Source organism: Nakamurella sp. A5-74 (assembly GCF_040438885.1).
In the GTDB taxonomy this organism is placed as follows: domain Bacteria; phylum Actinomycetota; class Actinomycetes; order Mycobacteriales; family Nakamurellaceae; genus Nakamurella.
Genome location: NZ_CP159218.1, coordinates 757,178 through 782,508 on the forward strand (window position 1 = coordinate 757,178; position 25,331 = coordinate 782,508).

Genomic DNA, 25,331 nt, shown 5'->3' on the forward strand with positions numbered 1-25,331 from the left:
CGTCCAGAACCCTCGACCGTTGTGTGTCGGCCGAGCGGCGGCGGCGGATTCCGGGCGCGAGGCTCGCCGGTCGCTCGCTAGGCTGCAGCGGTGATCGATCTGCGACTGCTCCGTGATGACCCTGACGCCGTCCGCGCCTCGCAGCGCGCCCGCGGTGCCGACCCCTCGGTCGTCGACACGTTGCTGTCCGCCGACGTCGACCGACGCGCGGCCGTCGCGAGGGCCGACGAGTTGCGCGCGGAGCAGAATGCGTTCGGTCGCACGGTCGGCAGGGCGCCCAAGGAGGACCGACCCGCACTGCTGGAGCGCGGCAAGGAGCTCTCGGTGGGCGTCAAGGCCGCCGAAGCGCAGGAGAGCGCCGCCAACCAGGCGTTGCAGGCTGCGCACAAGGCGATCCCGAACGTCATCATCGACGGTGTTCCCGCCGGTGGTGAACAGGACTTCGTGGTGCTCGAGACACGGGGTGAGCCAAGGACTTTCGACGCTCCGCCGCTGGATCACCTGGAGCTGGGCGAGAAACTCGGCGCGATCGACATGGAGCGCGGCGCGAAGGTTTCCGGCGCTCGGTTCTATTTCCTCCGCGGGGTGGGCGCCCAGCTGCAGTGGGCGATGCTGCAGCTCGGGATGAGCCGCGCGATCGCGAACGGTTTCATCCCGATGGTCCCGCCGGTACTCGTCAAGCCGGAGTCCATGGAGGGCACCGGTTTCCTCGGCGAACACGCCGCTGAGATCTACCACCTGCAGGACGACGATCTGTACCTCGTCGGCACCTCGGAGGTGCCGATGGCTGCCTACCATTCGGGCGAGATCATCGACCTGAGCAACGGCCCGGTCCGCTACGCCGGGCAGTCCTCGTGCTTCCGCCGGGAGGCCGGCAGCTACGGCAAGGACACCCGCGGCATCATCCGGGTGCACCAGTTCGAGAAGGTCGAGATGTTCGTCTACTGCAAGCCGGAGGACGCCGAAGATCAGCATCGGCGGCTGCTCGACTTCGAGAAGGAGATGCTCGACGACATGGAGCTCCCGTACCGGGTGATCGACGTCGCCGCCGGCGACCTGGGTACATCGGCCGCTCGCAAGTTCGACTGCGAGGCCTGGGTTCCGACCCAGCAGGCGTACCGGGAGCTCACGTCCACCTCCAACTGCACCACCTTCCAGGCCCGCCGGCTGGCCGTTCGCTACCGCGACGAGGACGGCAAGCCGCAGATCGCTGCGACCCTGAACGGCACCCTGGCGACCACCCGCTGGATGGTCGCCATCCTGGAGAACCACCAGCAGAGCGACGGCAGTGTCGTCGTCCCGGCGGCGCTGCGGCCGTTCCTCGGCATGGACGTTCTCGAACCCGTCGCGTGACGCTCATCCCGGGTCGCCCCTGCCGACCCGGTGGCTCTGGGACACTGGGGGAGTGAATTCTGCTCCGAAGTTGGTCGTCCCCCCGAAGTTGGTCGTCACCGACATGGACGGCACCCTGCTCGGCCGCGACGGTCTGGTCTCCGCGCGCAACGCCGCTGCGTTGCGACGTGCCCAGGAGGCAGGCGCGAAGGTGTTGATCGCCACCGGTCGTCCTGTCTGGTGGTTGGATCCGGTGCGGCAGGCCGGTTTTGCCGGAACGGCGGTCTGCATGAACGGGGCGATGGTCTACCACGTCGGCGACGGCGAGGTGCTGGCCGCGAGCCCGCTGTCTGCGGAGACGCTGAATGCCTTCACCGAGGCGTTCACGGCCGAGGTGCCCGGCGCTGCGATCGCGGTGGAGCGGCTCGGTACGGAGCAGATCGACAGTTGGTCGGAGGCGCACTACGACCATCCGTGGGACGAAGGGTCCTTCGAGGTGCAGGCCCGCAGCGAGCTGCTCGCCCAGCCGGCGATCAAGATGCTGGTCCGGTACGGGAACGACTCGTCGGCACTCGCCGCGGTCGCGGCCGGGCTGGGCGTACCCGGCGTCTCCATCACCTACTCGACCGACGCCGGCCTCATCGAGGTGATGGCCGGCGGCGTCAACAAGGGCGTCACGGTGGCCCGGTTGGCGCAGGAGTGGGGGATCGATCCTGCCGATGCCGTCGCGTTCGGCGACATGCCCAACGACATCGAGATGCTGCAGTGGGCCGGGCGGTCGTACGCGATGGAGGGTGCGCACACCCAGGCCCTCGCCGCGGCGACCGATCAGGCCGGCCGCCACGACGAGGACGGCGTCGCCCAGGTGCTCGAACGTTGGTTCTGAGCTGCTCGGCACCTCGGGCCCCTGAACCGCGCATGCCGGCTCGTCGTTCCCCGGAGAACAGAGCCCCGATGATGAGGCCGCGCAAGGGAGTTCCTCGAGTGTGAGTGGGCAGGGGTCAGTTGAGGGTGTTGGTGGCGGCGAAGCGGTCGATGCGGCGATGGAACCGCATACCCATCAGTCCGCCGAGGACTGCGCCGAGCAGGGTGACCAGCAGGACAGCGACGAGGGCGAGGATGGCCTGCCAGGTGAATCCGCTCGAGGTGAAGGGAATCTGCGGCAGATTGGCCTGCACGAGGATGGTGCTCTGGCTGCCGACGATGGCAGCGGTGATGCTCAGCGCGATGGCGATGACGACGCCCCACAGCCAGACGGCGAGACCCTGGCGTACGCCATGGAAGCGGGCCATCCGGCCGGCGACGTAACCGCCCGCGAGATATCCGAGGAAGAGCACCACCAGCAACGCGATCGCGGCGCCCAGACCGACGCCTCGCAGATCTGAGCTGGAGGTGTTGCTGTCCAGGTTCATGCCGGAGGCGATCGCGGCGAGGACTGCGGCCAACACGACGATGGTGCCGACGGTGGTGAGCCAGCCCAGGAGGGCGGATCCGAATTTGATACCGCCGAACTCGGCCTTCTCCTGGGTGAGCAGGTCGGTCGGTTCGGCTTCCCGGACGATGACGGTTTCAGCGGGCACAACACGCTGTGGTGCGGGAATGGGGGTGGTTGCGATGTGTTGCGGTGCAACCCTTTCCGTCGGTGCCGAAGAGTTCCGATCAGTGGACGAGCTGTGGGTGCCCAGCGGTGTGGACGAGGCCGATGTGCGCTCGTCGGACCAGTCGGTGTGGTCGCGAGCCGGGGCGGGCGGGTCCAGACGATTGTGGTCGTCGTGGTCGTCGTCGCGACGGTCGGGACCGGAGTCGCTGCTGCTGGGGGTGACGGGGTGGGACATGAGGGAGCCTCTCTGAGGGTGCAGCGGGATCAGTTGCGGACGGTGTCCAAGACCTTGTCGGCGACCTTCTTGACCGCACCGCGGGCCACCTGCGCGGGGCGTTGTTGCTCACCCATCAGGGAGCCGATGCCGATCACCACGGCGGTGAGGACGGGGGTGACCCACTGCAGGACCCGGAGCTGCTGCTGGATGGCGGCAACGTCATCGGGTGTCTTGCTGCTGGGTTCGGTGGCGCTGTCGGTGTGGGCTGCGTTCGCGGTGGCCAGCCGGGCACCCAGGACACCGCTGTAGGCGGTGGTTCCCATGGCAGCGACGGTGACGGCGGACTTGACGATGGTGCCTGCGGTGACGCCGTGTTGGCCCTGGATGCGGCCGCGGTTGTCCAGGATGATGCCGAGGCCGCCGAGCAGGTGCGCTCCGATCGCGGCCGCAGACACCGGGGCCCAGCGAGCCCAGCCATTGACCGCGACCTGGGTGCGCTCCGCCGGGTTCTTCACGTCGCCGGCGGCGCCGTTGAGGGCGACCGCTCCGGCGAGGCTGCCGCCGAACCATGCTGCGGCACCAACATCGTGCAGCAACCGGGAAATGGTGTTGGTACGAGTCATCAGGTGACCTCAGATCGGGTGGGTGGGAAACAAAGGGGGACGCGCCGCACCACGGTTCCATTGCGCGGGTGCGTGGTGCGGCGCGCGACTACGGGGCCCAGCTGACAGACGGGTGACTCAGAAGCCGAGCTTGTTGCCCAGTCCGCCGAGCAGGTCGCCCGGGTTGATGCCGAACTTCTCCAGCAGGTTCTGGTGCTGGTCGGTGTCGACCTGGTCGGGTAGTTCGGTGTTGGCCTGGTCGGCCTGGGTGGTGTCGCCGCGTGACTTGATCATCTCGATGATCTTGTCCTTCGGGATCTGCATGGCGGTTCCTTCCTCGATGCGGAATCGGTTGTGTGTCAACCGGTGTGGAGCGTGTGCCGAGAGTTGCTGTTACTGCTGCGCCGGTCGCTGGGTGCGGTCGTCGCCGTCGGTGACGGTCTCGATTTCTTCCTTGCGGACCTCGGCGTTGACTTCCTGCTCGCCGGTGACGGTTTCGGTGCCGAGGCGGACCCGTTCGACCGGGACGGTCTCCTTCTGGACGACGGCCTGCTCGGCGGTCAGGACGACCTCGTGCTCCTCTTCGGTGAGTTCGCCGCCGGACATGGCGTCGCCTCGGTTGGCGTCGGTGATCGGCTCCCGCTCCACGACGATCTCGTCGTGTGAGACGGGGACGGTCTGGGTGACGTTCTCGGTGACGATGTACTTGCGCAGCCGGGCCCGGCCGGCCTCGACCTGCTCGGTGCCGACGTTCAGTCGCTCCTCGGAGCGGGTCATCGCGTTGTCGGTGTTGGGACCGGAGGTGTCCTGGCCCTCGACACCGGTCTGCGCGTCCATGTCGACGTCGGTCTGTCCGCCGGCGTACTGCTGGCCGCCGTCGATCTGGTAGTGCCGGTACAGCTCGTCCTCGTCGGACTCGGACAGGGGCTGGTCGGCGTCGTGGTTCGGCGCGTCCTTGATCTGGTCCTTGCTGTACGGCACGTGAAGATCACCCTCGCTGAAGGTTGCGTCGTTGAGGGGAACGAGGGACACGTTCATGCCGAACATGCCCGTCTTGACTGCTGCCCAGGCGACCTGGCCGGTCTGGTTGTCCAGGAAGACGGTGTCGACGGTGCCGATCTTGTCGTTGTCCGGGCCGTAGACGGTGGCGCCGATGATCTCGCTCGGGTCCTGCACGTTGATGCTCATGCTGTGACTCCTTGATGTGGTGGGTGTCCCGGTGGCGGATTCCGCCGGGACGGCCTGCGGAACTGCGGACTGCAGGGAGGGACCCGGCCGCGGTCGGGTCGGGGTGATGCGTTCACCGAAAACCATCGGTCCTCCTGTAGGGGCTGATACCCGTATCGACTGCAGCGATGCGGGTACCGACGGGGTCAGTGACGGCGCGGGGATGCGCCCTGGGTGTTGCCGCCCATCTGCTTCGCCTGGGCGGCGGCCTGCTGGGTCTGCGCCTGCACGGAGGGGGCGTTGCGGGCGGCCTCGGCCATCTTCGGCTTCTCCTCGTCGTACTTGGCGAGGGTCTTCTCCCAGCGCTGCTGCATCGGCTTGATGAGCCCGCCGCCGGCGCCGACGACGATGACGCCGACCAGCGCGGCCAGGATCGCGATCAGTACCGGGGTGGTGACGGTGGTGGCGATGCCGACCTGGTTCAGGGCGGCGACCACACCGAGGAACAGGATGAAGATGCTGGCCACGTTGGCCAGGACCTTCCCGTAGGACAGACCACCCAGGGTGTTCTGGATCAGGCCCTTCACCGCGGCGGCGATCGCGGCGGCGATGATCACGATCAGGATGGCCACGATCAGGGCCGGGATGAAGGTGATCAGCCGGGTCAACAGGTCACTGATCGGGTTCGGCCCGAAGACGCCGAACGCGAGCTGCAGCACGAACAGCATCAATGCGTAGTAGACGATCTTCGCGACGATGTCCGAGGCGTCGAACGAGCTCTTCTCGAGGGCCTTCTTGATGCCGCCGCGCTCCACCGCACGGTCGAAACCCGCCTTCTCCAGGAGCTTGGAGATGGCCTTGGCGATCATCTTCGCGATGAACCAGCCGATCAACAGGATCAGCAGGAACGCCAGCAACTTCGGCAGGAACGTGACGATGTTGCTCAACGCATTCGTCAGGGACTGTTTCAAGGGGGACTCCTCCATCGGGGGCTGGACATGCGCAGCCTCGACGAGCCTGCGCAGGAGGAAAGTACCCCTGATTTTATCTTGTAAACAGCCTACTGGCTGGGCTTATTACGCTGTACGGTGCGGCTGGCGGCGCCCAGAGTGAGCAGAGAGCTCCTCGCCGTCGCGCGTCAGGAGGCCGGTCCGCCTGCGGTCGACGGGGGATGGCGCTCCAGATGATCCAGCCGGTCGAGCAGGCTCTCCAGGGACTCCTCGAACTCCTCGGCAGAATGGTCCTGCGACAGCTCCGACTCGAGGGACTTCAGCTGCGGGTATTCGCTCAGATCGGTGCGAGGTACTTCATCGGGGTCGGCCTGTTCGATGGGACCGATGTCGTCGCCCTGTGCGGAGACCTCCAGCAGCAGATGCCCGAGCAGGAAACTCGAGAAGGCTCGGTAGGCCGCGACGCAGGAGGCGTCGGTGAACCGGCACCGTTTCATCGTGTCCAGGAACGACTCCATCCATCGCAGGCTCCGCAACGGCGGACGCACCCACGGCGCCGCCGGTGGTCGGGTCGCGATCAGCGGGAACACCTGCGGGTGGGCAAGCGCGATCCGCCGGACCCCGTGCGCCAACCGTTGCAGGTAGTCCTGCCACTGATCGCCGGACATGTGGACGTCGGGATCGCCGTACAGATCGTCGATCACCAACTCGACCACACCGTCCAGCAGGTCCTCCCGGCTGTGGACGTAGTGGTACAGCGCCATTGCTTCGACTCCGAGCGAAGCCCCGAGGCGGCGCATCGTCAGATGGCGTAGATCGTTCTCATCGATCATCACCACTGCGGCGCGCAGGATCTTCTGACGGTCCAAGGGCGCCCGGCCGGTCGGAGACTCGACGGTCAAGGTGGGGGCGGCTGCCGACCCCAGGCCCTCCGGGCTGTCCGGATCCACACGGTCATCGGTGCTCACACTGGTCTCCTCGACACTCAGGTCACCCACGGTGCTGAAGGTGTAGGTGCAACGTACGTGAACTGTCCCCACCTCACGACTCAATCTCTTACGGCGTAAGGTCTGCGGGCAGTGGGTCGGCCAGCGCCCATTCCTTGTTCCAGGGAGGCAATAGATGACTGCAGCTCCGACCCCCGAAGAGTTCGCTCCGCACCAGGGAGCCGACGACCGCGGGGCGACCGATGACCGCGCTGTCCCAGACGATGCGTGGATGACTCGATCCGAGGAGCACCTGCGCGTCACAACCCAACGGGTGGCCACCACCAGGGTCCGGCTGCGGAAACAGATCGTCACCGAGATGCAGACCATCACCGTCCCTGTATCCCGGGAAGAGATCGTCATCGACCGAGAACCCATCACCGACGCCGACGCAGCCGACGAATTACTCCCGACGGCCGACGAACAGCAGGACTTCGAGATCATCCTGTACGCGGAACGCCCCGTCGTGACGATGGAAAACATTGCCATCGAACGGATCCGAGTCAGCACGAGAACCGTGACCGAGGACCGGACCGTCACCGAACCCGTCGGTAAGGAGCAGATCGAACTGCACGAAGACCCCCTGGGGGATACCCACCGGTCGACGACATGACACCAACCGCAGCTACAGCCCAGCCGTGCCTGAACCGGACCGATGAGGGCAAGGGTTGACAGCCGGGCTCGTCCCAGGTCCTGCCGCGCGGTCGCCACGTGCCTGTCGCTCGCACCCGAGCCCAGCCCGTGCGGCCCGACGGGCATGTCGCTCCGAACGGTGTCTCCGGAGGTGGGGAACTGGTCGTCGCCGGGGATCCTGATCCCGTGATCGGATGGCACGTCCGGTGGGATGCCAGTGTCCGGGTGTCAGCGGTTCGACAGCACGGTGATTCCGGTGTCTGTGACGATCTCCACGCGGTCGATGTCGTCGATCCTGGACGGGGTGGCGCCGGTCAGTTCTGCTTGGCCGTTCTGGGTTGCCTGCCAGGTCGCGGCTGTGCTCTGCCGACCCTCGTCGTCGATCGTGCGCACCGAGAACGCTCCGGTGCGGGGCAGATCCGAGAGCACCAGGTGCACCTGCGTGCCCCACGGTTTGCTGAGCAACGACAACGAGCCGCGGGAGCTGACACCGGTGGCGGCGGTCAGGTCCCGGCGAACTGTCGCAGCATCGACCACCGCGGGACCGCTGCTCGTCAGTACGAGGATCAGTGCCACGCAGGCGGCGACAGCGGCGGCCAGGCCGCCGCCGGCGACCACCCGCCATCGTCGCACCGTGCGACGAAAGCTGTCCTGCTCCGACCGGATGGCCGCGAGGGTCGACACCTGCAGCGCGGCGGACGGGGTCGGCTCCTGCTGCTGCACCTCGGTGAGCGACAACCGGCCCATCAGACCGGGGAGGCCGGCGAAGGACACCAGCTCACGTCGACAGTCCGCGCACCCCGCGAGATGCTCCTCGAGCTCGCTGCGATCGCCCGCGTCCAGTGCGCCGAGCACGTACGCGCCCAACGACAGCTGCGCCTGCGTGTGATCGATCATCGCCCGACCCCCATCTCTGTCAACGCCGACCGGAGCGCCCGCATCGCGTAGTAGGTGCGCGATTTCACCGTTCCGACAGGAACACCCAACACCTGGGCAGCTTCGCTGACCGAGCGGCCCATCCAGAAACACTCCACCAGGACCTGGCGATGCTCGTCGGAGAGCCGCTGCAACGCCTCGGCCATCGTCCGACTCCACGGCTCGATCGATGGCGTTCTCGGTGTTTCCGGCGGCGGCCATGGCATCGTCGTCATGGACCAGCACGGGTCGCGATGACGACGCCCGGTGCGCATCCGTCAGGAGATTTCTGGCGCACGTAACAGCCACGGTCGCAGCGACCGCTCGCCGAGTTCGAGGCTGTCGACCTGGCGCCAGGCCCGCACCAGGACCTCCTGGACCGCGTCCTCGGCCCGCTGCCGATCGCCGGTGAAGCGCAGACAGAACGCGAACAGGATGCTGCCGTGTTCGCGGAGCACTCCTTCCACGAACGCAGCGTCAGCCGTCAATTCCGCAGCCATGTGCGCCCTCTCCGTCCCTTACACCCTCTGCTCACCGATTCCGGTTCCGAGTCGGTGGTCTCGCCGGTCTCGTGGACGGGTCAGCTACTGCTGGATGTCATCGGGGCGCCGCTGGTGGTGATCTTGACCCCGTCGGTCCCGACGACCCACCAGGTACCCATCACGCCCTGTCCTGCGACGTCACCGGCAGCAGCGTCCTTGGCAAAGTAGTACAGGGGGCGTCCATCCAGGGTGACCTGCTGGCTGCCGTCGACGCCGGTGATGGTGCCGACCTTGCCGGTGACCCCGTCGACGGTGGTGGCGTCCGTGCCGGCAACGAGTGCCGGCCACACTGTGGCGCACTTGTCGACGCAGGCGCTGGAACCGGAGTTCGCGGTGTCCTTGTCGAACACGTAGAGGGTTTTGCCGGCACTGTCGACGAGGATCTTGCCCAGGGACAAGGACGCGGTCTTCAGCGTGACAGGACCCGTCGCGGTGCCGGCCGATGAGGCAGGGGGGCCGGTCATCGATGCTCCCGCAGCGGTCGTGGATGCGACTGCCGGGGTCGAACTGGCTGCCGGGGTGTCCGCGCCGCAACCGGTGAGGGCCAGTGCGGCGGCGGCGGCCAGACCGAGGGTGCCGAGAAGGATGCGTGAGGTCATGGTGGATTCTCCTGAGCTGGTGTGGTGGTTGTACCGGCTGACACGGCGCGGCGGTCGAGATGGTTCACCGCGGGGGAACTCAGATCTCGACCCGTCAGATCTGCATCGCCCGGGACAACGCCGCCACGATGCGGACGTGCTGTTCGGCACGGTGGCGTCCGTTGGCCGGCGAAGGATGGGGGGCCGCGAGAACTGTTCGGATGACGGGGGTGTCGTGGAGGGTGAAGTAGCGCATGACGCCGTCGAGGGCCGGCTGCCCGAGGGTGACGATGCTGCGCAGCAGCGGCAGCGCTGTCATCAGTTCGTGAAGTGCGTCGCGGGCACTGTCGAGCTCGGCCGACCTGATCACGGCCGGCGGGCCGGGGTCTGCCCACGGAATCATGTTCCAGCGCAGGTAGTCGCGCCTGGTGATGCCGGACGCGATGCGGGCGTCGCGAAAAGCGCGGGACGACCGGTTCGGGTTGTCCTCGCTGCTCACTGCCTCGTCACCCCTGGCCACCGTGTCGGCGGCAGGGCGCTCCAGCAACACCAGCACCCGTGCCCGTGTACGTCCACTGTCGGGGTCGAAGGCCGGCACGAATCGTCCGGGAGCAGCCGCACGCCAACGGCTCACGAGGTCGTCCAGCGCATCGGGGGCCGGGGGTGTCACCCGGGTCCCGACCGGAGGGGGTGCGTCGGGCATCACGATGTCAGCGCGGCGAGGTCGAGAGTGCTGCCCGCGGACCGGGTGGGTGCCAGCAGGATCAGGTCAGTGGTCATGGTTGTCCGTCCGGTCGTGGGGTCGCGCCGGGGGGAATCAGCAGCGTTCCCCGGATGACACTTCCGTGAAAGGTACGCACCGCGACCAGCGTCCAGGCGGCGACGAGGAATGCGTAGTAGCCGGCGGCCAGCACCCGCAGCACCACAGAACCGGTGTGCAGGGTCAGACCACTCAGACCGGTGACGCAGGTGCCGACGGGGAAAGTGAAGGACCACCACGTGAGCGAGAACGGCAGCCCCTGCCGTGCCGTGCGCACGGTGATGGCGGCGGCGACGGCGGTCCACAGCAGCAGGAATCCCAGCATCGGCAGGCCGTAGATCACACCGAACACCTCGAGCCCGGTCGACCACGGAGCGGGAACAGCCAGATGCGCGTTGCCGCCGAGCAGGTTCGCGGCCGTGATGGACTGCCCGATCGGCCCGAGCACGATCCACAGGGTCGGGACCATTCCGGCGGGTCCGACCCGGTGCCGGGCGAGCCGGGCCCAGATCAGGGTGATGATGATCAGCGACGAGATCAGGCTCAGCCCGAACATTGCGTAGCAGGCCAGCAACAGGTTCAGGCGCAGCTGACCGGGCGGGACGTGCGGCAACAACAAAGCCCCCGTAGCTGCGGACACCATGGGCGGCACCACGGGCATCAACCAGCCACCGAACGCACTGTCGTCCGCGACGTCGTGGCGGGTGAACGTGAGATACGGGACCGCGACCGCCGTGACGAGACCCAGCACGGTGCCTGCGGTCCACAGGACCATGTCGATGGCCACTGCGGCGGTACTGCCGATCACGTCGGTCCCGAGCAGCAGGGTGCCGGCACCGACAGTCATCAGGGCCATCGGCGGGGCGCCGTAGAAGGGCGCCATCACCGGGTGCAGATGGTGGGCGACGGCTGCCGCGCGGTGACGTCGCCAGTGCACTGCGGTGGCGACGGTGAGCCAGATGAGCAGCAGCGCAGCCAGGGCCCACACCACGGTCGCCGCCCCGCGCAGACCCGGGAACTGCACCGGCAAGGTCGCCGCCGCGGTGGCCACGATGCCGGTACCCATCACCGAGGCGAACCAGTTCGGCGTGATGTGCGCGAAGGCCTGACCCGGAGCCTGCAGATCACGCAACACCAGTCGACCGGCGGGACGCGGGAGTTGTGGTGAGTCGGGTTGCTCGACGGTCATGCTCATACCGACCACGCTGCCTGCTGCGGGTGGGGTGGCGGTAGAGGCAAGGACTTGTACGGTCACAAGGAGCGCTTGTGGAGGTGATCGATGGTGGCCAGGACACGACCGGCCCAACTGACGGGTCTGGATCTGCTGGCGTCCGTGGCTGTCACCGGCAGCCTGTCCGCCGCAGCTCGCATCCTCGGCATCACCCAGCAGGCAGCGTCCCTGCAGATGCGCGCGCTCGAGCGGGATCTGGGACTGACACTGTTGGTGCGGTCCTCTCGCGGGTCACGACCCACCGACGCCGGGTTGCTCGTCGCGTCGTGGGCAACCCCCGTCCTGCAGGCTGCTCGGCTGTTCGAACGAGCGGTCGCTTCCCTGCGTGAGGGCGACGGTACGCCCGCCGATGTCGCCGCCAGTCTGACGATCGCCGAACAGCTCCTGCCCGGGTGGCTGATCGATGTGCGCGCCCTCGCACCTGACAGCAACACCATCCGCCTCACGGCGACCAACAGTGCCGGCGTCATCGAACGGGTCCGCCGGGGAACGCACGAGCTGGGATTCATCGAGACCCCGGACATTCCTGCCGACCTGTCGTCCCATCATCTGGCCACCGACACGTTGGTCGTGGTCGTCCGTCCCGGCCATCCCTGGACCAGCCGTCGACGCTCGTTGACTGCCGCGGAACTGGCCGCCACCCCTCTGGTGGTCCGGGAGAAAGGTTCGGGAACCCGTACCGCCCTGGAGGTCGCGCTGACCGATCACGGCAAGATCATGGTCCGGCCCGCGGCGGAACTACCCACGGCCGCGGCCATCCGGGCGACCGTCATCGCCGCAGCCGACCCTGCCGTGCTCAGCAGACTCGCCGTCGCCGATGCGCTGGGGGCCGGCGCCCTCATCGAGATCCCTGTCGCCGATCTGGCCATCACCCGCCCGCTCACCGCGATCTGGTCCAACGAGCGGCCGCTCTCCGAGCCATGTCAGCGGCTACTGGCCGCAGCCGGAGCACGTCCACCACAACGTTCGACGGACACGGTGCGGACGAACCAACGGACCGGACGCTGAGTGAGCTGCCGCGCCCTAACAACACACACCGATCGCGCCGCGCGAACGTCATGGTCAGCCTCGAATCCGACGGGGTCTCGTCTCCTTCGTCGCTCGACCGACGTCAGTCGCTCGAGTCCGCGTCAGGTCCGCTGATCGAGCAAGCGAGAGACGAGCGCGTCGAGATTTCGTTGGGACAGAACAGGTCTTGTCTCCTACGTCGCTCGCGCAACGTCAGTCGCTCGACACCGTCGAAATCGGCGGTCACTCCGCCGGCAGGCCCCAGGCGTACGTCTGCTTCTGCAGCTTGAGGTACAGAAATGTCTCCGTGCTGGCCACGTCGTCGCGGGAGCGCAATTGGGACGAGACCAGATCGAGCAGGTGCAGGTCGCTCTCGCAGATCACCTCGATCAGCAGATCGAACGATCCGGCGGTGATCACCACGTAGATCACCTCGGGAAGCTCGGCCAGCGCAGCTGCCAACGGCTCCAGCGGACCGGAGGCGCGGATGCCGATCATCGCCTGCCGGGCGAACCCCATCTCCATCGGATCGGTCACCGCCACCACCTGCATGACGCCGCTCTCGGTCAGCTTCTGCACCCGGCTGCGGACGGCAGCTTCCGAGAGCCCCACCGCCTTGCCGATCGAGGAGTAGGACGCGCGGCCATCCACCTGCAGGAGCGCGATGATCTGCCGCGAGAGATCGTCGAGTCGCCCGCGGTCGCCGGATGTGGTCATGACCTGATCGTCCTCGTCCCGGACCTCTTGCTGCGCACCGGCCGGATCAGACCAGCGTCCAGGCCTCTGTCAGCACGGAGCGCAGGATCTGCTCCATCTCGTCGAACTGTTCCTGCCCGCAGATGAGCGGCGGCGCAAGCTGGATCACCGGATCGCCGCGATCGTCTGCGCGGCAGTACAAACCGGCCTCGAACAGGGCGGAGGAGAGGAACCCGCGGAGCATTCGTTCCGATTCGTCCGCGTCGAACGTCTCCTTGGTCGCCTTGTCCTTGACAAGCTCGATGCCGTAGAAGAATCCGTCGCCGCGGACGTCGCCGACGATCGGTAGATCGAGCAGCTTCTCCAGGGTGCCGCGGAAGGCGCCCTCGCTGGCGCGGACGTGCTCGTTCAACTTCTCGCGCTCGAAGATGTCCAGGTTGGCCATCGCGACCGCGGTCGAGACCGGGTGGCCGCCGAAGGTGTAGCCGTGCGCGAAACTGGCGTCACCGTGCTGGAACGGCTCGGCGATCCGGTCGCTGATGATCGTCGCGCCCAGCGGCGAGTAGCCGGAGGTGAGTCCCTTGGCGCAGGTGATCATGTCAGGCTGGTAGCCGTAGCGCTCGGCGCCGAACATCGCCCCGAGGCGACCGAATGCGCAGATCACCTCGTCGGAGACCAGCAGCACGTCGTACTCGTCGCAGATCTCCCGTACCCGGGCGAAGTAGCCGGGCGGCGGCGGGAAGCACCCGCCGGCGTTCTGCACCGGCTCCAGGAACACTGCGGCGACGGTGTCCGGTCCCTCGTTCTCGATGGCGACAGCAATCTGGTCGGCGGCCCAGCGCCCGAATGCCTCCGGATCGTCGCCGTGGATCGGGGCGCGGTAGAGGTTGGTGTTCGGGACCCGGAACGTACTGGGCACCAACGGCTCGAACTGCTGCTTCAGCGGCGGCAGGCCGGTGATCGACAGCGCACCCTGGGTAGTGCCGTGATAGGCGATCGCGCGGCTGATCACCTTGTGCTTCAGCGGTTTTCCGGTGATCTTGAAGTAGTTCTTGGCCAGCTTCCACGCGGTCTCGACGGCCTCGCCACCACCACTGGAGAAGAACACCTTGTTCAGGTCGCCCGGTGCCATGGCAGCGATCCGAGCCGCGAGCTCGATCGCGGTGGGGTGGGCGTACGACCAGATCGGGAAGAAGGCGAGTTCCGAGGCCTGCTTCGCGGCGGCCTCGGCCAGTTCGCGGCGGCCGTGGCCGGCCTGCACGACGAACAGCCCGGCCAGACCGTCGAGGTAACGGCGGCCCTTCGAGTCCCAGATGTAGGCGCCCTCACCCTTGACGATGATCGGGACGTCGGCGTGGGAGTAGCTCGACATCCGGGTGAAGTGCATCCACAGGTGGTCACGCGCCGGCTGCTGCAGATGCGCCAGTGTGTCGGTTCCGGTGTCCGGCTCGATCTGGGTGGTCACTTCGTCCTCCTCGTCCGCGAAGCAGTGATCGGCGGTGCGAATGATGGGATCCCACCGCCGATGCTCCATCTGAACATGGAATCCGCAGCGAACCAAGTCCGAAGGTGAAGAAATCATGGTTGTAACCCGATGGATCTTGCGGAAATCGCAGTCTGCGGCTGAAACTGTCTGCCAGCAGGCGGGTCGTTGACAGCAGCGACCCTGGAACCCCAGCGGTGTACAGGAGCGCAGATGACGGACTCTCGCAGCACGAACCCGAGCGGGAACGGACCAGCCGGTCGAGTGGCCGCGCCGAGGCAGAGCAAGGGCCTCAAGGATTCCGCGATCGGCTTCTGGGAAGGCCTGTCGATCGGGCTGGACAGCACCGCGCCGGCCTACTCGATCGCCGCAGTGCTCGGCTCGGTGGTCGTCATCGCCGGTGTCCAGGCGCCCGCCGTGCTGTGGGTGTCGTTCGTGCCGATGTTCCTCATCGCCGGCGCCTTCCTCTACATGAACCGGGCCGACACCGACTGCGGCACCACCTTCTCCTGGGTGACGCGGGCGATGGGTCCCTGGTTCGGCTGGATGGGCGGCTGGGCGGTGTTCACCACCGGCGTGCTGGTGATCGGTTCGCTGGCGGATGTCGCGGCCAAGTATCTGTACGTACTGGTGGGATTGGACGATTGGGCCGAGTCCCGCCCGCGAGTGATGATCCTGGCGATCATCATCGTGCTGGTGATGACGTGGTTGTGTGTGGTCGGCACCGAGGCCTCGGCGAAGGTGCAGGTCGTGCTGGTCTTCGCGCAGGTCGCCGCGCTCGTGGTGTTCATCGTCGTCGGCGTCATCCGGTTGGCGAACGGCAGTCTGCCGGAGGGTTCGGTGGCGCCGTCCTGGGACTGGCTGAACCCGGTCGGGCTCTCCGCCACCCAGCTCACCAGTGGTCTGCTGGTCGGCGTGTTCATCTACTGGGGCTGGGAATCGGCGGTCAACCTGTCGGAGGAGTCGCGCGACGGCGACACCGCACCAGGTCGGGCCGGGATGTGGAGCACCGTCATCCTGGTGGCCACCTACCTGGGCGTCGGCATCATCACCATCGCGGTGGCCGGCGTGGACTTCGTGACGGGGTACGAGGACGAGACTCTGTTCGGTGCGTTGGGGGATCTCGTCCTTGGTCCGCTGTCGTTCATCCTGCTGCTGTCCATCATCACCTCGGGGATCGCCTCCACCCAGACCACGATCCTGCCCGCCTCCAGGGTCTCGCTGTCGATGGCAGCGGCGGGCGCGTTTCCGAAGATCTTCGCGACCATCAACCCCAAGTACGGCACTCCGGGATTCGGGACCTGGTTCATCGGTCTCGTTGCGATCGGTTGGTATGTCGGAGCGAGCATCATCAGCGACAACTTCCTGTTCGATTCGATCTCCGCGCTGTCACTGCTGATCGCCTTCTACTACGCGCTCACCGGGTTGGCCTGCGTCATCTACTGGCGCCACCGGTTGTTCACCTCCGTCAAGGCGTTCTTGTTCATCGGTCTCGGGCCGTTGATCGGCGCTCTCATCCTGGGATACCTGCTGGTCGAGTCGGTGATCCAACTCGCCGACCCCGAGGAGTCCTACTCGGGTTCGGCAGTGCTCGGCCTCGGCGTGCCGCTGGCAATCGCGCTGTTCTTCGTCGTTCTCGGGGTGGTGCTCATGGTGGCCTGGCGGTTCACCCCGGCCGGCCGAGTGTTCTTCTCCCGCAGAGGGTTCGAGCGGGTGTCCGACGAGGTGGCATTGGCCGCCCTCGGACCGGTCCGGCCCGGAGCCGGAGTGCGAGGATGACCGCCCCCATGCGGATCCTGCTGGTGGGTGCGGGCGGAGTCGGATCGGCGTTCACCGCCATCGCCGCGAGGCGCCATTTCTTCGAGTTGATCGTGGTGGCTGACCGCGACGAGGCCAGGTCCGTGAAAGCCGTGGCAGCACTGCAGGATTCGCGGTTCACCGCGGCGGCGGTCGATGCGTCGGGTGCGGCGGCGGTGTCCGCGCTCTGCCGCGAGCACAGCATCACCCACGTGATGAACGCAGTCGACCCGCGGTTCGTGATGCCGATCTTCGAGGGCGCTCTCGATGCGGGCGCCGACTATCTCGACATGGCGATGTCGTTGTCGCAGCGTCATCCGACCGAGCCGCATGCCCGGGTCGGCGTCAAGCTCGGCGACGAGCAGTTCGCTCTCAGCCCGCAATGGGAGTCGGCCGGCCAGCTCGCGCTGGTCGGCATGGGGGTGGAGCCAGGGCTCTCCGACGTGTTCGCCCGCTACGCCTCCGACCACCTGTTCTCCCACATCGACGAGCTCGGCACCCGGGACGGTGCGAACCTCGCCGTCCACGACGAGGACGGGAACGAGATCTTCGCGCCGTCGTTCTCCATCTGGACGACCATCGAGGAATGCTTGAACCCGCCGGTCATCTGGGAACGGAGTCGGACCACCGGTGTCGGACCTGAGGGCGGCTGGTACACCACGCCCCCCTTCTCGGAGGCCGAGGTCTTCGACTTCCCGGAGGGCATCGGTGAGGTGGAGTGCGTGAACGTCGAGCACGAGGAAGTGCTGTTGATGCCGCGCTGGGTCGATGCCGAGCGGGTGACGTTCAAGTACGGGCTGGGCGAGGAGTTCATCGGGGTGCTTCGGACGCTGCACACGCTGGGCCTGGACAGCACCGAGAAGGTGAAGGTGGGCGGCGTGGAGGTGTCGCCGCGCGACGTGGTGGCCGCCTGCCTGCCGGATCCGGCCACCATCGGACCGCGGATGACGGGCAAGACCTGCGCCGGACTATGGGTCACCGGAACGGGCAAGGATGGTGCGCCGCGGTCGACCTACCTGTACCACGTGGTCGACAACGAGTGGTCGATGCGCGAGTACGGCCACCAGTGCGTGGTGTGGCAGACCGCCATCAACCCGGTGGTGGCCCTGGAGCTGATCGCCGCCGGAACCTGGTCCGGCACCGGCGTTCGGGGCCCCGAGGCATTCGACGCCCAGCCGTTCCTCGATCTGCTCACCGCCTACGGCAGCCCCTGGGGGATCCGCGAGCATCCCATTCTTCGGTGATCGAGCTAGGGAGGAACGACCGGGTCGAGATCCCGATGGACTTGCGACGAGTGTCCTACAGGTACTGGCCCGTCCCGCTGGGCTGGCCGCCCTCTTCCGCCGACGAACCGGGGGGCAGCTGACCGCGTCGCATCTGCTCCAGCTGACTGCGCGCGGCCATCTGCTGCGCAACCAGAGCTGTCTGCAGACCGTGGAACACGCCCTCCAGCCATCCGACGAGCTGGGCCTGGGCGATCCGCAGCTCCGCATCGGACGGCACCGAGTCCTCGGTGAACGGCAGGGTGATCCGCTCGAGCTCCTCCCGCAGCTCGGGAGCGAGACCCTCCTCGAGCTCGGCGATCGACCTGGCGTGGATCTCGCGAAGGCGCACCCGGCTGGCCTCGTCGAGCGGCGCTGTGCGCACCTCCTCCAGGAGCTGCTTGATCATCGTGCCGATCCGCATCACCTTTGCGGGCTCGCCGATCAGCTCAGCAGCGCCGCCGGGGGAGACCGGCTGTTCGGTCTCGGTGACCTCGGCATCCGCCGGCTGCCCGTCGGGTCCGATCACCAGAACGCGTCGCTGTTCTCCTGCTGCTTCTGCGCTGCTCATCCGCTCAATCCCCTTCGTCGGTGCTTGCTGTCCATCATCACGGAACCTCCAGCACGATCTTGCCGATGTGGCCGCCTGCCGCCATCCGTCGATGCGCCTCGCCTGCTTCGGTCATCGGCAGGACGTCCTCGATGACCGGACGCACGCTACCCGCAGCGATCATCGGCCACAGCTGCTCACGCACCGCGGCGACCACCTCGGCCTTCGAGCCGGCACCCACCGTCGGCCGACTGCGCAAGGCGGTGCAGGCGACAGTGCCGCGGATCTGCATGAGTGCGTTCAGATCCAGCTCGGCACGGCTCCCGCCGAGGAACCCGATGATCACCAACCGGCCTCCCTCACGAAGGGCGGACACATTGCGCTGCAGGTATTTCGCGCCGACCACATCGAGGATGACGTCGGCTCCACCGGTGGCAGCGCGCATCACCACCTCGAAGTCGTCCGTCGTGTAGTTGATGGTCAGGTCGGCGCCGAGCTCGGCGCAGCGCAGCAGGGCGGCATCCCGCGAAGCCGTCACCGCCACCTCGGCCCCGAGCGCGACCCCCACCTGGACGGCCATGGTGCCGATCCCTGACCCGCCGCCGTGCACGAGCAGGCGTTCGCCGCGCTGAAGACGTGCCGTCATCACGAGGTTCGACCAGACGGTGCAGGCGACCTCGGGCAGCGCTGCGGCCGTCACCAGGTCGACCCCGTCCGGGATCGGCAGCAGCTGGACAGCGGGAACGGCCACGAATTCGGCGTAGCCACCGCCGGAGAGCAGCGCACAGCACTCGTCGCCGACCGACCAGCCGTCGACCCCGCCGCCGACAGCCTCGATGGTGCCGGAGCACTCCAGGCCGAGGATCTCCGAGGCGCCCGGCGGTACGGGGTAGTGACCGGCTGCCTGGAGCAGGTCGGCGCGGTTGACGGCGCTCGCCGCCACCCGGATCACGACCTCACCGGGACGGACCTCCGGTCGAGGGGCCTCGCCCCAGCGCAACGCGCCGTCCTCGATCTCCACAGCCCTCATGAGGATCAGCTTATGGGGTTGGCAGCGGGTACCTGACGCGGTGATGCTGGTCGGGTGACGTCACCCCAGCTCACCGACTTCTGGCCGACCGACGGGCTTCGGCTGCGGACGCCGCGGTTGACGCTGACACCGCTGCGTGAGGCGGACTTCGCCGTGCTGGTAAAGGCCGTCCTGGCCGGGATCCACGATCCGGCCGTGATGCCGTTCGCCCAGCCGTGGACCGACCAGCCACCGCACGAGCTGGTCAGGACCAGCCTGAAGTACTGGTGGTCGGTACGGGGCAGCATCGCTCCGCAGGAGTGGAACCTGGAATGGGTCGTGCGCGCAGAGGGCGAGGTTTTGGGCTTGCAGTCGTTGCATGCCAACGACTTCGCCGTCACCCGTACCGTCGGCACCGGATCCTGGCTGACGCAGTCGGCGCAGGGTAGGGGTCTGGGTACCGAGATGCGTGCCGCCGTCCTGCTCTTCGCCGTCGACACCCTCGGAGCACTGCGGGCGGAGACCGAGGCATTCTTCGACAACCCGGCCTCGATCAACGTGACCACCAAGCTCGGATACCGGCCCAACGGATCGAGCACCCTGGTCCGCCGGCCGGGGGAGGCGGCGGAGAACCAGCGGTTCCTGCTCACGCCGGAGGATCTGCGGCGACCCGACTGGCAGCTGCAGGTGGACGGCGTGACCGAGGAGGTCCTGACGCTGCTCGGCGCGGATCCGTCTCGTGCTCCGATGATCTGACAGCCTCACGTGCGGCCGGGTGCAGCGAGACCCGGTCGTGCATGCGTCAGGATCTCGACTCCTTCGTTCGCTCGATCCACGGAGGGCATTCGATCGATCACCGCAGAGGCGTTCGCTCGACTTCCTGCGTTCGATCGATCACCGCAGGGGCGTTCGCGCGATCGCGCGAACCACGGTGGTCGAGCGAGAGAGGAACGAACGAGTCGAGACCCCGTCAGCCGAGGCTGCTGGCTCCGAAGGTGTCGCAGCTGGCGGGTTGACCGCTGGAATAGCCGGTGTTGAACCACTTCTGTCGCTGCGCCGAGGTGCCATGGGTGTAGTTGTCGGGCTGGTTGGGTCCGCCCGCGATCTCGGTCTGGATGTAGTCGTCGCCGATCTTGGAAGCGGTGTCCAGGGCGTCCGTGATGTCCTGTTGGGTGATGTCCGAGATGAGGATCTGACCGTCCGGACCAGGAGTGGTGGTGGCGTTCTTGGCCCAGACGCCCGCGTAACAGTCCGCCTGCAGCTCGAGGCGGACGGTGCCCGAGGTCGGGCCCTTGTCGCCGGCCTTGACGCGGTCGGACGTGCCGAGCGTGGCCTGGATGTGGTGACCGTACTCGTGGGCCAGCACGTACCCCTGCGCGAAGACCCCACCGTTGGTCTTGAACTGGGTCTTCAGGTCGTTCCAGAAGCTGAGGTCGATGTAGACCTGGGAATCGGCGGGGCAGTAGAACGGCCCCATCCCGGACTGGCCGGTACCGCATCCCGTCGACGTCGAGCCCGAGTAGAAGACGGTGGTGGCCTCCGGGTAGGTACGACCGCTCTGCTGCAGCGCGTTCGCCCAGTAGTCCTGGATCGAGTTGATGAACGCCACAGCCCGGCAGTCGTCGTCGGTGTTCGCATCGGCGCCGGTCCGACACTTCGCGGCAAGTTCTCCGCTGTCGGCGGTGCCGCCGGAGTCGACCGCCTGGTTCAGCAGCCCGCCCGTTGCGCTGCCGCCGCCCGTGCTGCCGCCTCCACCACCGAACAGCTGGATGGCCGCGAACACCAGCGCGATGATCAGGCCGAGCCCGCCGCCGGCCTTGCCCAGGGACCCCAGTCCGCCGATACCCCCGCCCCCGCCTCCGCCGCTGCCGCGACGATCCGAGACCTGGCCGGTGTTCAGGGAGGCGCCCTCGTTGAACTTCACCATCGGAACAGGTCTCCTCATGTCGCCGCGCCGGTTGCCGGTCGAGCGCACCCGACGAACTGGCGGGCGCTACCTCGGAGAAGGGTAGTCGAGTACGTTCCGCAAGTGCTCCAGGTCTCATTGGCAAGCGACTTGCTTTCGTTTCCTTTCGCCCGGTTGACCTTTGCTGTCGAACGGCCATACCTTGCAGCTCAGCGCGGCTTCGATGCTGACCACAGGAACTGCCGTGCACCCACTCGATGAGGAGGCCCGATGTCGTTCGACGAGTTCGATCGCGAACGGGCCATCATCGTCGAGCTGGACAGGGTGGGTCGCGTGGTGGTGGCCGATCTGGCCCAGCGCTTCGGCGTCTCGGCGGTGACGATCCGCAAGGATCTCGATGCGCTGGAGCGGCGCTCGATGCTGCGGCGGGTCCGCGGCGGCGCCGTCCCCACCGGTGTCTCCGACGAGGGTGCGTTCGAGATGCGCCTGCGGCACTCGGCACGGGCCAAACGGGCGATCGCCCGGGCGGTGGCCGCCGAGGTGTCCAACGGTGACGTCATCGCGATGGACTCCTCGACGACGTGCTGGTACCTCGCCCACGAGATCCTCGACCGTCGCAACCTGATCGTCGTCACCAACGGGCTGCGGACGGCCGAGCTGCTCATGGAGCAGTCGTCTGCGATGGTGCTGATGCCCGGCGGTGTGCTGCGGCGGTCTGCGGCCTCGATGGTCGGCCCGATCGGTGACGTGCTGGCCGGTCGTGGCCGGATCGACAAGGGCTTCTTCGGTCTGATCGGCCTCTCGGTCTCGCACGGTCTGCTGGACATCGTCGTCGAGGAGGCCCAGACGAAGGCGTTCATCGCTCGTTCGTGCAACGAGGTCTACGGGCTGTTCGACTCCTCGAAGGTGGACCGCTTCGGACTGCATTCCTTTGCCGCCACCGACACCATCACCGGGTTGTTCACCGACGACGCCTTCAACGCCGAACAGACTGCGCAGTGGACCGCCGCCGGGGTGGACGTGCACCGGGTCACCGTCGATCACGACGCGGACGGCGCCGACCTCCCCGAGTACCGGCGCTCCGATGTTCATCCGACCCAGCGGGGGGCCTGATGCGTACGCCGATCACGGTCGCTGCCGTCGATCTCGGCGCCGAGAGCGGCCGCGTCACCGCGGTGCACTACGACGGCGAGCAGCTGGAGCTCAGCATCACCGGCCGGTTCGCGAACCAGCCACGGATGTCGGACGGATTGCTGCGCTGGGACTTCGACGGGCTGTGGACCTCCATCCGGGCCGGTCTCGGGGCCCTGGCCCGGCAGTCGAGGCAGATCGCTTCCGTCGGTGTCGACACCTGGGGTGTCGACTACGGCCTGCTCGACGCTGCGGGCAGCCGGGTGGACGATCCGGTCTGTTACCGCGACGAGCGGGGCCGTCGTTCCCTGGACCGTGCGCTGGCGCAGGTCGGCGCCGAGCGCCTGTATGACGCGACCGGAGTGCAGATCCTGTCCATCAACGCAGTGTTCGGCCTGATGGCGGACGTGGCCGATCGACCCGAACGACTGCGCGCCGCGTCGAAGCTGCTGATGATGCCGGACCTCTTCCACCATGCCCTGTCCGGAGCGCAGGTCTCCGAGTACACCGCGGTGTCGACGTCGGGCGCCTACGACATGACCCGTAACCGTTGGGCCACCGAGCTTCTCGACGAGCTCGGTATCCCGACCGCACTGCTCCCCGAGGTGGTCGACCCCGGCACCGACGTCGGTCCGCTGCTCCCGGAGTTGGCCACCGGTGCGCTCACCGGAGCGCGGGTGATCGTGCCGCCCGGCCACGACACGGCCAGCGCGGTGGTGGCCACCCCGTTCGTCGACCCCGGCGCCGTGTTCATCTCCTCCGGTACCTGGTCGCTGGTCGGGATGGAGATCCCCCGGGCCGTCGTCAGCGAGCAGACCCGCGCCGCCAATCTCACCAACGAGGGCGGGTACGGCGACACCATCCGATTGCTGCGCAACGTGATGGGTTTGTGGATCCTGCAGCAGTGCCGCCGGCAGTGGGCCAGTGGCGGTACCGACCTCGACTACGCCCAGATCGCCGACGCCGCAGCAGCAGTGCCGGGACTCCGATCGGTCATCGATCCCGACGATCCCGTCTTCCTCGCACCGGGCGACATGCCGACCAGGGTTCGTGAGTACTGCGCGGCGACCGGACAGCCGGTCCCGCAGTCGGTCGGCGAGATCGCGCGCTGCGTCGTCGATTCGCTGGCCCTGGGCTACCGCGCGGTCGTGGACGATCTGGCCATCGCGACCGGGAGCACGCCGCCGTCGATCTCGATCGTCGGCGGCGGCTCCAACCACCGGTTGCTGTCCCAGCTCACCGCGGACGCCACCGGGCTGCCGGTGCACTGTGGACCGGTCGAGGGCACCGCGCTGGGCAACGCCGCCGCCCAGTTGGTGAGCCTGGGGGAGTTGGACGACGTCCGGCAGATCCGTCAGGTGATCGCCGCCGGCTCACCGATCACCACCTACCTTCCCTTCGCCGACCGCACGAACTCAGTGCAATCGAGCGACTGGGCCGATGCGCTCGGCCGGCTGCATCGCCTGCAGCGCCATGAGAATTCCGGCCGGCTGAGCCCAGCCGGTGACCGGACGCCGTGACCGGGATCCCCGTGCCACGGCAGCGCCACCCGCACCGCCCGCAGTCCCCGTCAGGTAGTTCCGGCAGGCAGTTTCCACCACAGAGCCGCATCGTTGCGGAAGGAGAACAAGCACCATGACACGTTCCAGGAGGTTCACCGCACTGGCGGCCGCAGGTCTCGCGACCGCCCTCGTGCTCACGGCCTGCACCAAGAAGAATGACTCCACCACCAACACCTCGGCAGCCGCTCCGGCCACCACCAGTGCCGCGGCGCCGTCGTCGGAGAGCAGCTCCGCTCCGGCCGAGACCAGTGCGTCGGAGACCGGTGGTGCGAGCTCGTCGGAGACCGGTGGTGCGAGCTCGTCGGACACCTCGGCGCCGTCCGAGTCGTCCTCCGAAGCCACCGGCAGCAGCTCCGAAGCCACCGGCAGCAGCTCCGATGCCACCGGCAGCAGCTCCGCCGGCGGCGGTGGCGCCCCGACGAAGGCGTCCAAGAACTTCAAGATCGCCTTTGTCCCGAAGCTGCAGGGCATCCCGTACTTCGAGGCGATGAACGCCGGCGGCAAGAAGGCGGCCACCGACCTCGGGGTCACCTGGCTGTACCAGGGCCCGACGACGGCCGACGCCGCGCAGCAGGCGCAGATCGCCCGCAGCTACATCCAGCAGAAGGTCGATGCGTTGTTCGTCGCGCCGAACGATCCCGATTCGATGGGACCCGTTCTCTCGCAGGCGGGAGGGGCCGGGATCAAGGTCGGAACCTCGGACACCGATGCCCCCGATTCGGCGCGTCAGGTGTTCGTCTCGCAGGCCTCGACCGAGGGCATCGGTACCGCTCTGACCGATTCGCTGCTCAAGGCGATGGGAGGCAAGGGCAAGTACGCGATCGTCTCCTGCGGCGAGACCGCACAGAACCTGAACTCGTGGATCAAGGTGCAGCAGCAGGTCACCAAGGACAAGTACCCGGACGCGGAGATCGTGGACATCGTCTATGCCGGTGAGGACCAGAGCAAGGCGGCCACACTGGCCACCGACCTGATGACCGCCCACCCGGACCTCACCGGTCTGGTCGGCGAGTGCACCAGCTCCGCCCCGGGTGTCGCGCAGGCAGTGAAGGACGCCGGCAAGATCGGCACCGTCTTCACCGTCGGTCTGGGCACCCCGCTGTCGATGGCTCCGTACCTCAAGGACGGCTCCTCGTCCGCCTCGATCCTCTGGGACGTCGCGGGACTGGGCTACCTCACGGTGTGGGCCGGCGTGCAGCTGGCCGAGGGCAACGAGATCGACGCCAAGCCCCAGGTCTCCGCCGACCTTCCCGACGTCAGCTACGACAACGCCACCAAGGTCTTGCTGCTCGGCCCGCCGCTGGAGCTGACCAAGGACAACGTCGACCAGTACCAGTACTGATTCCTGCCGCCACCAGCGTCTCGGTGACAGCGGTGCTGTAGCAGTGCCAGGTCTGCCGGCCGGAGCCCATCC

The 25,331-nt window shown here is 67.6% G+C and carries 27 protein-coding genes; 10 read left to right on the plus strand and 17 right to left on the minus strand.

What is annotated here, in order from left to right; all coding sequences use genetic code 11:
- Window positions 1-90 precede the first annotated feature (90 nt).
- Both serS and ABLG96_RS03375 read left to right on the plus strand, forming a co-directional pair.
- On the plus strand, window positions 91-1,353 hold the full coding sequence (serS, locus tag ABLG96_RS03370; protein WP_353650011.1) for a serine--tRNA ligase: 1,263 nt from the start codon (window positions 91-93) through the stop codon (window positions 1,351-1,353).
- A 52-nt stretch (window positions 1,354-1,405) separates the two neighbouring features.
- Complete coding sequence (locus ABLG96_RS03375; protein ID WP_353650012.1) at window positions 1,406-2,218, plus strand: HAD family hydrolase; 813 nt, start codon at window positions 1,406-1,408, stop codon at window positions 2,216-2,218.
- A 115-nt stretch (window positions 2,219-2,333) separates the two neighbouring features.
- Here ABLG96_RS03375 and ABLG96_RS03380 read toward each other — a convergent pair whose 3' ends face one another.
- The 6 genes from ABLG96_RS03380 to ABLG96_RS03405 form a co-directional block, all read right to left on the minus strand.
- Window positions 2,334-3,167, minus strand: coding sequence for a hypothetical protein (locus tag ABLG96_RS03380; RefSeq protein WP_353650013.1), 834 nt, complete (start codon window positions 3,165-3,167; stop codon window positions 2,334-2,336).
- Window positions 3,168-3,196: 29 nt separating this feature from the next.
- Complete coding sequence (locus tag ABLG96_RS03385) at window positions 3,197-3,772, minus strand: hypothetical protein (RefSeq protein ID WP_353650014.1); 576 nt, start codon at window positions 3,770-3,772, stop codon at window positions 3,197-3,199.
- A 117-nt stretch (window positions 3,773-3,889) separates the two neighbouring features.
- A complete protein-coding gene (locus tag ABLG96_RS03390) occupies window positions 3,890-4,075 on the minus strand; it encodes a hypothetical protein (protein WP_353650015.1) in 186 nt (61 codons plus the stop codon).
- A 69-nt stretch (window positions 4,076-4,144) separates the two neighbouring features.
- A complete protein-coding gene (locus tag ABLG96_RS03395) occupies window positions 4,145-4,939 on the minus strand; it encodes a PRC and DUF2382 domain-containing protein (RefSeq protein WP_353650016.1) in 795 nt (264 codons plus the stop codon).
- Window positions 4,940-5,124: 185 nt separating this feature from the next.
- Window positions 5,125-5,889 (minus strand): hypothetical protein, encoded by a 765-nt coding sequence (locus tag ABLG96_RS03400; protein ID WP_353650017.1) that lies wholly within the window; start codon window positions 5,887-5,889, stop codon window positions 5,125-5,127.
- A 167-nt stretch (window positions 5,890-6,056) separates the two neighbouring features.
- Window positions 6,057-6,770 carry a TetR/AcrR family transcriptional regulator C-terminal domain-containing protein gene (locus tag ABLG96_RS03405; protein WP_353651365.1) on the minus strand — a complete coding sequence of 238 codons (714 nt, stop codon included), beginning with the start codon at window positions 6,768-6,770 and terminating at the stop codon, window positions 6,057-6,059.
- Between the two features lie 316 nt (window positions 6,771-7,086).
- Here ABLG96_RS03405 and ABLG96_RS03410 point away from each other — a divergent pair, with 316 nt between their 5' ends.
- Window positions 7,087-7,467: a YsnF/AvaK domain-containing protein gene (locus ABLG96_RS03410; protein ID WP_353650018.1), complete on the plus strand. Its 381-nt coding sequence runs from the start codon at window positions 7,087-7,089 to the stop codon at window positions 7,465-7,467.
- 248 nt (window positions 7,468-7,715) lie between these two features.
- On the opposite strand, the gene ABLG96_RS03415 is transcribed toward ABLG96_RS03410, so the two are convergent.
- The 6 genes from ABLG96_RS03415 to ABLG96_RS03440 all read right to left on the minus strand — a co-directional run bounded on the left by ABLG96_RS03415 (window position 7,716) and on the right by ABLG96_RS03440 (window position 11,477).
- On the minus strand, window positions 7,716-8,384 hold the full coding sequence (locus tag ABLG96_RS03415) for a zf-HC2 domain-containing protein (protein WP_353650019.1): 669 nt from the start codon (window positions 8,382-8,384) through the stop codon (window positions 7,716-7,718).
- A complete protein-coding gene (locus ABLG96_RS03420) occupies window positions 8,381-8,569 on the minus strand; it encodes a sigma factor-like helix-turn-helix DNA-binding protein (protein WP_353650020.1) in 189 nt (62 codons plus the stop codon). The genes ABLG96_RS03415 and ABLG96_RS03420 overlap by 4 nt, the downstream gene beginning before the upstream one ends.
- 111 nt (window positions 8,570-8,680) lie before the next feature.
- A complete protein-coding gene (locus ABLG96_RS03425) occupies window positions 8,681-8,902 on the minus strand; it encodes a sigma factor (RefSeq protein WP_353650021.1) in 222 nt (73 codons plus the stop codon).
- A gap of 80 nt (window positions 8,903-8,982) precedes the next feature.
- Window positions 8,983-9,543: a hypothetical protein gene (locus ABLG96_RS03430; protein WP_353650022.1), complete on the minus strand. Its 561-nt coding sequence runs from the start codon at window positions 9,541-9,543 to the stop codon at window positions 8,983-8,985.
- 94 nt (window positions 9,544-9,637) lie between these two features.
- A complete protein-coding gene (locus ABLG96_RS03435; RefSeq protein WP_353650023.1) occupies window positions 9,638-10,192 on the minus strand; it encodes a uracil-DNA glycosylase family protein in 555 nt (184 codons plus the stop codon).
- A gap of 106 nt (window positions 10,193-10,298) precedes the next feature.
- On the minus strand, window positions 10,299-11,477 hold the full coding sequence (locus ABLG96_RS03440; protein ID WP_353650024.1) for a TDT family transporter: 1,179 nt from the start codon (window positions 11,475-11,477) through the stop codon (window positions 10,299-10,301).
- An 87-nt stretch (window positions 11,478-11,564) separates the two neighbouring features.
- Between ABLG96_RS03440 and ABLG96_RS03445 the strand changes: the two genes are divergently transcribed.
- On the plus strand, window positions 11,565-12,521 hold the full coding sequence (locus ABLG96_RS03445) for a LysR family transcriptional regulator (protein WP_353650025.1): 957 nt from the start codon (window positions 11,565-11,567) through the stop codon (window positions 12,519-12,521).
- 243 nt (window positions 12,522-12,764) lie between these two features.
- Here ABLG96_RS03445 and ABLG96_RS03450 read toward each other — a convergent pair whose 3' ends face one another.
- Together ABLG96_RS03450 and ABLG96_RS03455 are read right to left on the minus strand one after the other, a co-directional pair.
- Window positions 12,765-13,238 (minus strand): Lrp/AsnC family transcriptional regulator, encoded by a 474-nt coding sequence (locus tag ABLG96_RS03450; protein WP_353650026.1) that lies wholly within the window; start codon window positions 13,236-13,238, stop codon window positions 12,765-12,767.
- Window positions 13,239-13,284: 46 nt separating this feature from the next.
- Window positions 13,285-14,604 carry an aspartate aminotransferase family protein gene (locus ABLG96_RS03455; RefSeq protein WP_353651366.1) on the minus strand — a complete coding sequence of 440 codons (1,320 nt, stop codon included), beginning with the start codon at window positions 14,602-14,604 and terminating at the stop codon, window positions 13,285-13,287.
- 309 nt (window positions 14,605-14,913) lie between these two features.
- Between ABLG96_RS03455 and ABLG96_RS03460 the strand changes: the two genes are divergently transcribed.
- Both ABLG96_RS03460 and ABLG96_RS03465 read left to right on the plus strand, forming a co-directional pair.
- Window positions 14,914-16,479: an APC family permease gene (locus tag ABLG96_RS03460; protein WP_353650027.1), complete on the plus strand. Its 1,566-nt coding sequence runs from the start codon at window positions 14,914-14,916 to the stop codon at window positions 16,477-16,479.
- Between the two features lie 8 nt (window positions 16,480-16,487).
- Window positions 16,488-17,741 carry a saccharopine dehydrogenase C-terminal domain-containing protein gene (locus ABLG96_RS03465; RefSeq protein ID WP_353651367.1) on the plus strand — a complete coding sequence of 418 codons (1,254 nt, stop codon included), beginning with the start codon at window positions 16,488-16,490 and terminating at the stop codon, window positions 17,739-17,741.
- A gap of 55 nt (window positions 17,742-17,796) precedes the next feature.
- Here ABLG96_RS03465 and ABLG96_RS03470 read toward each other — a convergent pair whose 3' ends face one another.
- A complete protein-coding gene (locus ABLG96_RS03470; protein ID WP_353650028.1) occupies window positions 17,797-18,330 on the minus strand; it encodes a bacterial proteasome activator family protein in 534 nt (177 codons plus the stop codon).
- Window positions 18,331-18,367: 37 nt separating this feature from the next.
- Window positions 18,368-19,339 (minus strand): NAD(P)H-quinone oxidoreductase, encoded by a 972-nt coding sequence (locus tag ABLG96_RS03475; RefSeq protein WP_353650029.1) that lies wholly within the window; start codon window positions 19,337-19,339, stop codon window positions 18,368-18,370.
- A 54-nt stretch (window positions 19,340-19,393) separates the two neighbouring features.
- On the opposite strand from ABLG96_RS03475, the gene ABLG96_RS03480 reads away from it, so the two are divergent.
- Window positions 19,394-20,074 (plus strand): GNAT family N-acetyltransferase, encoded by a 681-nt coding sequence (locus ABLG96_RS03480; protein WP_353650030.1) that lies wholly within the window; start codon window positions 19,394-19,396, stop codon window positions 20,072-20,074.
- A 214-nt stretch (window positions 20,075-20,288) separates the two neighbouring features.
- On the opposite strand, the gene ABLG96_RS03485 is transcribed toward ABLG96_RS03480, so the two are convergent.
- A complete protein-coding gene (locus ABLG96_RS03485; protein ID WP_353651368.1) occupies window positions 20,289-21,242 on the minus strand; it encodes a neutral zinc metallopeptidase in 954 nt (317 codons plus the stop codon).
- A 252-nt stretch (window positions 21,243-21,494) separates the two neighbouring features.
- On the opposite strand from ABLG96_RS03485, the gene ABLG96_RS03490 reads away from it, so the two are divergent.
- From ABLG96_RS03490 to ABLG96_RS03500, 3 genes are all read left to right on the plus strand, one after another.
- Window positions 21,495-22,337 carry a DeoR/GlpR family DNA-binding transcription regulator gene (locus ABLG96_RS03490; RefSeq protein WP_353650031.1) on the plus strand — a complete coding sequence of 281 codons (843 nt, stop codon included), beginning with the start codon at window positions 21,495-21,497 and terminating at the stop codon, window positions 22,335-22,337.
- Window positions 22,337-23,875: a rhamnulokinase family protein gene (locus ABLG96_RS03495; RefSeq protein ID WP_353650032.1), complete on the plus strand. Its 1,539-nt coding sequence runs from the start codon at window positions 22,337-22,339 to the stop codon at window positions 23,873-23,875. Before ABLG96_RS03490 ends, ABLG96_RS03495 begins: the two co-directional genes overlap by 1 nt.
- 115 nt (window positions 23,876-23,990) lie before the next feature.
- Window positions 23,991-25,259: an autoinducer 2 ABC transporter substrate-binding protein gene (locus ABLG96_RS03500; RefSeq protein ID WP_353650033.1), complete on the plus strand. Its 1,269-nt coding sequence runs from the start codon at window positions 23,991-23,993 to the stop codon at window positions 25,257-25,259.
- The last annotated feature ends 72 nt before the right edge of the window (window positions 25,260-25,331 follow it).

Coding starts and splice junctions, on each gene's coding strand:
- ABLG96_RS03385 (WP_353650014.1), bottom strand. CDS start 3,772: ATGACTCGTACCAACACCATTTCCCGGTTGCTGCACGATGTTGGTGCC.
- ABLG96_RS03410 (WP_353650018.1), top strand. CDS start 7,087: ATGACTCGATCCGAGGAGCACCTGCGCGTCACAACCCAACGGGTGGCC.
- ABLG96_RS03415 (WP_353650019.1), bottom strand. CDS start 8,384: ATGATCGATCACACGCAGGCGCAGCTGTCGTTGGGCGCGTACGTGCTC.
- ABLG96_RS03460 (WP_353650027.1), top strand. CDS start 14,914: ATGACGGACTCTCGCAGCACGAACCCGAGCGGGAACGGACCAGCCGGT.
- ABLG96_RS03380 (WP_353650013.1), bottom strand. CDS start 3,167: ATGTCCCACCCCGTCACCCCCAGCAGCAGCGACTCCGGTCCCGACCGT.
- ABLG96_RS03490 (WP_353650031.1), top strand. CDS start 21,495: ATGTCGTTCGACGAGTTCGATCGCGAACGGGCCATCATCGTCGAGCTG.
- ABLG96_RS03395 (WP_353650016.1), bottom strand. CDS start 4,939: ATGAGCATCAACGTGCAGGACCCGAGCGAGATCATCGGCGCCACCGTC.
- ABLG96_RS03465 (WP_353651367.1), top strand. CDS start 16,488: ATGCGGATCCTGCTGGTGGGTGCGGGCGGAGTCGGATCGGCGTTCACC.
- ABLG96_RS03425 (WP_353650021.1), bottom strand. CDS start 8,902: ATGGCTGCGGAATTGACGGCTGACGCTGCGTTCGTGGAAGGAGTGCTC.
- ABLG96_RS03440 (WP_353650024.1), bottom strand. CDS start 11,477: ATGAGCATGACCGTCGAGCAACCCGACTCACCACAACTCCCGCGTCCC.
- ABLG96_RS03475 (WP_353650029.1), bottom strand. CDS start 19,339: ATGAGGGCTGTGGAGATCGAGGACGGCGCGTTGCGCTGGGGCGAGGCC.
- ABLG96_RS03455 (WP_353651366.1), bottom strand. CDS start 14,604: ATGCACTTCACCCGGATGTCGAGCTACTCCCACGCCGACGTCCCGATC.
- ABLG96_RS03495 (WP_353650032.1), top strand. CDS start 22,337: ATGCGTACGCCGATCACGGTCGCTGCCGTCGATCTCGGCGCCGAGAGC.
- ABLG96_RS03470 (WP_353650028.1), bottom strand. CDS start 18,330: ATGAGCAGCGCAGAAGCAGCAGGAGAACAGCGACGCGTTCTGGTGATC.
- ABLG96_RS03390 (WP_353650015.1), bottom strand. CDS start 4,075: ATGCAGATCCCGAAGGACAAGATCATCGAGATGATCAAGTCACGCGGC.
- ABLG96_RS03500 (WP_353650033.1), top strand. CDS start 23,991: ATGACACGTTCCAGGAGGTTCACCGCACTGGCGGCCGCAGGTCTCGCG.
- ABLG96_RS03420 (WP_353650020.1), bottom strand. CDS start 8,569: ATGGCCGAGGCGTTGCAGCGGCTCTCCGACGAGCATCGCCAGGTCCTG.
- ABLG96_RS03450 (WP_353650026.1), bottom strand. CDS start 13,238: ATGACCACATCCGGCGACCGCGGGCGACTCGACGATCTCTCGCGGCAG.
- ABLG96_RS03430 (WP_353650022.1), bottom strand. CDS start 9,543: ATGACCTCACGCATCCTTCTCGGCACCCTCGGTCTGGCCGCCGCCGCC.